Annotated in this window: 4 protein-coding genes; 3 read left to right on the top strand and 1 reads right to left on the bottom strand. The window is 58.9% G+C overall.

The features are described from left to right. The first annotated feature begins 238 nt into the window (after positions 1 to 238). Complete coding sequence (locus NW837_RS11235) at positions 239 to 2,107, top strand: ABC transporter ATP-binding protein (protein ID WP_414331579.1); 1,869 nt, start codon at positions 239 to 241, stop codon at positions 2,105 to 2,107. 21 nt (positions 2,108 to 2,128) lie between these two features. On the opposite strand, the gene NW837_RS11230 is transcribed toward NW837_RS11235, so the two are convergent. After that, entirely contained in the window at positions 2,129 to 2,335 is a 207-nt protein-coding gene (locus NW837_RS11230; RefSeq protein ID WP_041436551.1) for a hypothetical protein, read from the bottom strand. A 178-nt stretch (positions 2,336 to 2,513) separates the two neighbouring features. Here NW837_RS11230 and NW837_RS11225 point away from each other — a divergent pair, with 178 nt between their 5' ends. Beyond that, positions 2,514 to 2,885 (top strand): hypothetical protein, encoded by a 372-nt coding sequence (locus NW837_RS11225; protein ID WP_414331577.1) that lies wholly within the window; start codon positions 2,514 to 2,516, stop codon positions 2,883 to 2,885. A gap of 198 nt (positions 2,886 to 3,083) precedes the next feature. Beyond that, positions 3,084 to 4,175, top strand: a 1,092-nt coding sequence (locus NW837_RS11220; protein WP_414331574.1) for an AAA family ATPase, incomplete at its 3' end; no start/stop codon positions are given.

Below are 4,175 nucleotides of genomic sequence, written 5' to 3'. Positions count from 1 at the left end.
TTCATCAAAGCGCATTCCTCCCGGCACTGACCCTACGGGTACAGTGCGGGGCTCCTGCGATTTCTAGCTGAAGCGGCCAGTTTTCCGTCCGTCCCAGAGCCATTAGGGGTGCAGCTATAGCCATTCCCAATGGCGAGGAAACCCTTGCGGATCCCAAACTCCCTCTCCCTCAGGGAGAGCGCTTAGAGTAGATCAGTGCTCTCTATGAGTTGTCTTTGTTGTTCTCGGGTGTAAGCCTGTGAGCCTTGCCGCCTCTCCCCCCGATACCGATTTAAGTAGGGATCCCCGCCCGCGGCGAGCCAGCGATTGGCGGCTGCTGCGGCTCCTCTGGCCCTACGCCCGTCGGCACCTGAAGCTACTGTTGGCCGCCTTGGCCTTTCTGCCTCCCTTGGCGCTGGCGGATGCGGTGCAGCCTCTGATCCTACAGCGGGCTCTGGATGGCCCCATTGCCCGAGCGCTGGAACGAGGTGAGGCCGGGATCCTCTCCGACCTTTGGCCCTATGTGGGGCTGTTGATCCTAACGGTACTGGTTCGCTGGCTCTTCCAAGCCCTGGAAGGGTATGTCAGCCAAAAGCTGGGGCAGTTGATGACCCGCGACATCCGCGACGATCTCTTCGCCCACATTCTGGCCTTGCCGGCTCAGTTTTTCGACCGCACCCCGGTGGGTAAGCTGATCACCCGCATCACCAACGATGTGGAAGCCCTGGGAGATGTCTTTTCCACCGGTGCCGTCGGCATCGTCAGCGACCTGTTTACCCTGGGGGTGATCGCGGTGGTCATGCTCAGCCAACGCTGGGATCTGGGCTTGCTGCTGATCTTGATCGTCCTGCCCATCAGCGCTGTTGTCCTCGAGTTGCAGCGCCGCTTTCGGGATGCCAACTTTCGCGTGCGCGAAGAACTCTCCAAGCTGAACTCCTGGATCCAGGAGAACATCTTGGGCATTACCGTGGTGCAACTGTTTCGGCGGGAGCGGCTCAATAGCGAGATTTTTCAAACCATGAACCGCCGCTACATCCGGGAAGTGGATCAAACCATCCTCTATGATTCTGCCCTTTCTGCCGTTTTGGAGTGGGTGTCTTGGCTGGCCGTGGCGGCTTTGCTCTGGGTGGGCGGGCAGCAGGTGATGTCAGCCGGTAGGGGCTCACTTGGAGGGGGATGGACGGGATCCCTGCCCCTGCCCGGGGAACCCCTCACCTTTGGCAGCCTCTACGCCTTTATTCTCTTTTCGCAACGGTTTTTCAACCCGCTGCGGCAGTTGGCGGAAAAGTTCACCGCCCTGCAGGCGGGGTTCACCGCCGTCGAGCGCATCGATGCCATCCTCAGCCTGCCGGTCGCCATCCGGGATCCCGCTCAGCCCCGCCACTTGCCCCCCAATGCCAGAGGAGAGGTGCAGTTCGAGCACGTCTGGTTTGCCTACAACCCCGGGGAGTGGGTGCTCAAAGACCTCACCTTCACCATCCGCCCCGGAGAAAAAGTGGCCCTGGTGGGGCCCACGGGAGCCGGGAAAAGCTCCATCATTCGCTTGCTCTGCCGTCTCTACGACGTAACCCAGGGATCTATTCGCATTGACGGCGTTGATATTCGGGATCTCCCCCAGGCTGAGCTGCACCGCCACCTAGGGGTAATCCTGCAGGATGGATTTTTGTTTTCCGGGGATATCCAGCAAAACATCACCCTAGGAGAGAAGGCAGATCTAGCGGCAGTGGAGCAGGTCGCCCGCCAACTCAACCTGCATGACTTCCTCCGCAATTTGCCCCAAGGCTACGCCACCCCTGTGCGAGAGCGGGGCAGCAACCTCTCCAGCGGCCAGAAACAGCTTATCAGCTTTGTGCGGGCCATGTGGCGGGATCCCAAAATCTTGGTTTTGGACGAAGCCACCGCCAGCCTGGATGTGGGCACCGAAGCCCTCCTGCAATCCGCTCTAGACACCCTGCTGCGGGATCGCACCGCCCTGATCATCGCCCACCGCCTTTCCACCATCCGCGATGTGGATCGCATCTTGGTTCTGCAGCGGGGGGAACTCAAAGAGCAGGGATCCCATGCCGAGCTCATGGCCCTCAGCGGGCTCTATGCCAGCCTCTATCGGCTGCAAGATCTGGGCGGCTAGCAGGGTGCTTCTGCCCAACCGTCAGCGACTGGCGCCAAAGCGAGACCGAATTGCCTTTAGGGTGGTGAAGCTGGCATCCGCGAACGCGATGCGAGCCTTGCAGAGTAACAGATTGCCGTTATCCACGGCAGTGTCTCTCAAGCTGGCCAAACCATCGCTGGCCTGCACCAGGGCACGGCGGCCCCAGCTAGAGAAATTTTTGCTGAGGGTGTTGATCAAGCGTTCCATAGGGATTGGACATTCCGCTCCTTGTCTTCCACCTAGCCTACTCCCCCAGCCGCAGGTATCCACAGAGGGCCATCAAGAAAATTGTTTGTTACAGATTGTTAAAAACTTGCCGTCAAGCCGGCAGACTGGCTATGATAGGCCCCAAGTTTGGCAAGCAATTCAAAGAAAGCGGTTAGCCATGAATCATCGGCCAGAGGTAGTGGAAGGCACAGAGTCCAAGCAGAAGGTGACCCTGTATCTCTCACCTGAGCTGCACCGGAATCTGAAGATTCGGGCTGCCGTGGAGCGGGAGCCGATGTCGGCAGTGGCAGAGAAGGCCATTACCTTCTATCTGCTTCACCCAGAGGTCATTGAAGGGGTACAAGGTAGCGCCTATTGTGTCCATCAATGTCCCAAGTGTAGTCACCCATTTGTTATCCGCGATGGAGAGGTGGTTTCCCTGCACCAGACATCGGCTGCCGAAGCCATCCTTGAAGAGGTGGAGCCGGAATACTGGGGATCGGCTGCTGGCTCGGAAGAGCAACGGCAGGATGCTCTGGTACCCTGCTAGAACGCTCCCAAGCGGGCCCCCTTCAGGAACTTGAGCTGATAGGAGCAGACAGCAACACAGAAGGCTTCTAAAATCCTCTCAAAATCCATCCAACAAGGGCGTACTCCCAAGTGCAATCCAATACCTAGGCAACTCGAACCCCATTTTTCAACCGTTCTGGCGGCTCCTGAAATTTCCCCTCTGCAGTTGGTGTTTCCCATGCAAGAGCTAAGCATCCTCATTCAAGCTCAATACCCACTGCTGTACCTGCTGACTCCAGAGGAGGAACGGGCAGAAGCGGCTCTGGCAGCAATTGCCCGCACCCTTAAGCCTCAGCGTCGCCTATTCATTTGGACAGTTACCCACGGCATCGTCGAATACGGCAACCCCCGCAGCCTCACCCAGCACAACACCCAATCCCCCCAGCCCGCCATCCAGTGGGTAATGGAGCAAAAGGATCCCGCCATCTGCGTCTTCAAAGACCTACATGACTTCTTGGACAACACCGAGGTGAAGCGCTGGCTGCGGGATGCTATTGCCAGCCTGAAGGGATCCCACAAAACCATCCTGCTCATGTCGCCGGTGCAGGTGATCCCGGTCGAGCTGGAGAAAGACATTTGCGTAGTGGACTTCCCCCTGCCGGACATGGCCACATTGGAGCGCGCCCTCAACCGCCAGCTGGAGCAGATCCCGCGCTCCCTGCCTTTGGCTCCTGATACCCGCGAAAAGTTGCTCAAGGCGGCCCTGGGCCTAACGCAGGACGAGGCAGAAAAAGTCTACCGCAAGGCTGTGGTGATGCATGGTCGCCTCACCGAGGCAGAAGTAGACATCATCCTCTCTGAGAAGAAGCAACTGATCCGGCGCAACGGCATTCTCGAGTTTATCGAAGAGGACGAGACCATCGACGCCGTTGGCGGTCTGGAAGAGCTGAAGCGCTGGCTGCTGCAACGTTCTGAGGCCTTCACCGAGCGGGCCCGCGCCTATGGACTGCCCCAACCCAAGGGTATGCTGATCCTGGGCGTGCCTGGCTGCGGTAAGTCGCTGATCGCCAAGACCACTGCCCGTCTCTGGGGCCTGCCCCTGCTGCGTCTGGACATGGGCCGCGTTTATGATGGCTCCATGGTGGGCAAATCGGAAGCGAATCTGCGCAGTGCCCTGCGAACTGCTGAATCTCTCGCCCCTGCCATCCTTTTCATCGACGAGCTGGACAAAGCCTTTGCTGGATCAGCAGGCTCCAGCGATTCTGACGGGGGCACCTCCAGCCGCATCTTTGGATCTTTCCTAACCTGGATGCAGGAGAAGCGCTCGCCG

This window comes from Synechococcus sp. R6-10 (genome assembly GCF_047461815.1).
Taxonomy (GTDB): Bacteria; Cyanobacteriota; Cyanobacteriia; order Thermostichales; family Thermostichaceae; genus Thermostichus.
The sequence above is the reverse complement of the archived record's forward strand: the minus strand, read 5'-3'. Positions and strand labels throughout refer to the sequence as shown.

What these genes read in the sequence shown, in the direction of transcription:
- NW837_RS11230 (WP_041436551.1), bottom strand. Translation starts at nt 2,335, where the DNA reads ATGGAACGCTTGATCAACACCCTCAGCAAAAATTTCTCTAGCTGGGGC.
- NW837_RS11225 (WP_414331577.1), top strand. Translation starts at nt 2,514, where the DNA reads ATGAATCATCGGCCAGAGGTAGTGGAAGGCACAGAGTCCAAGCAGAAG.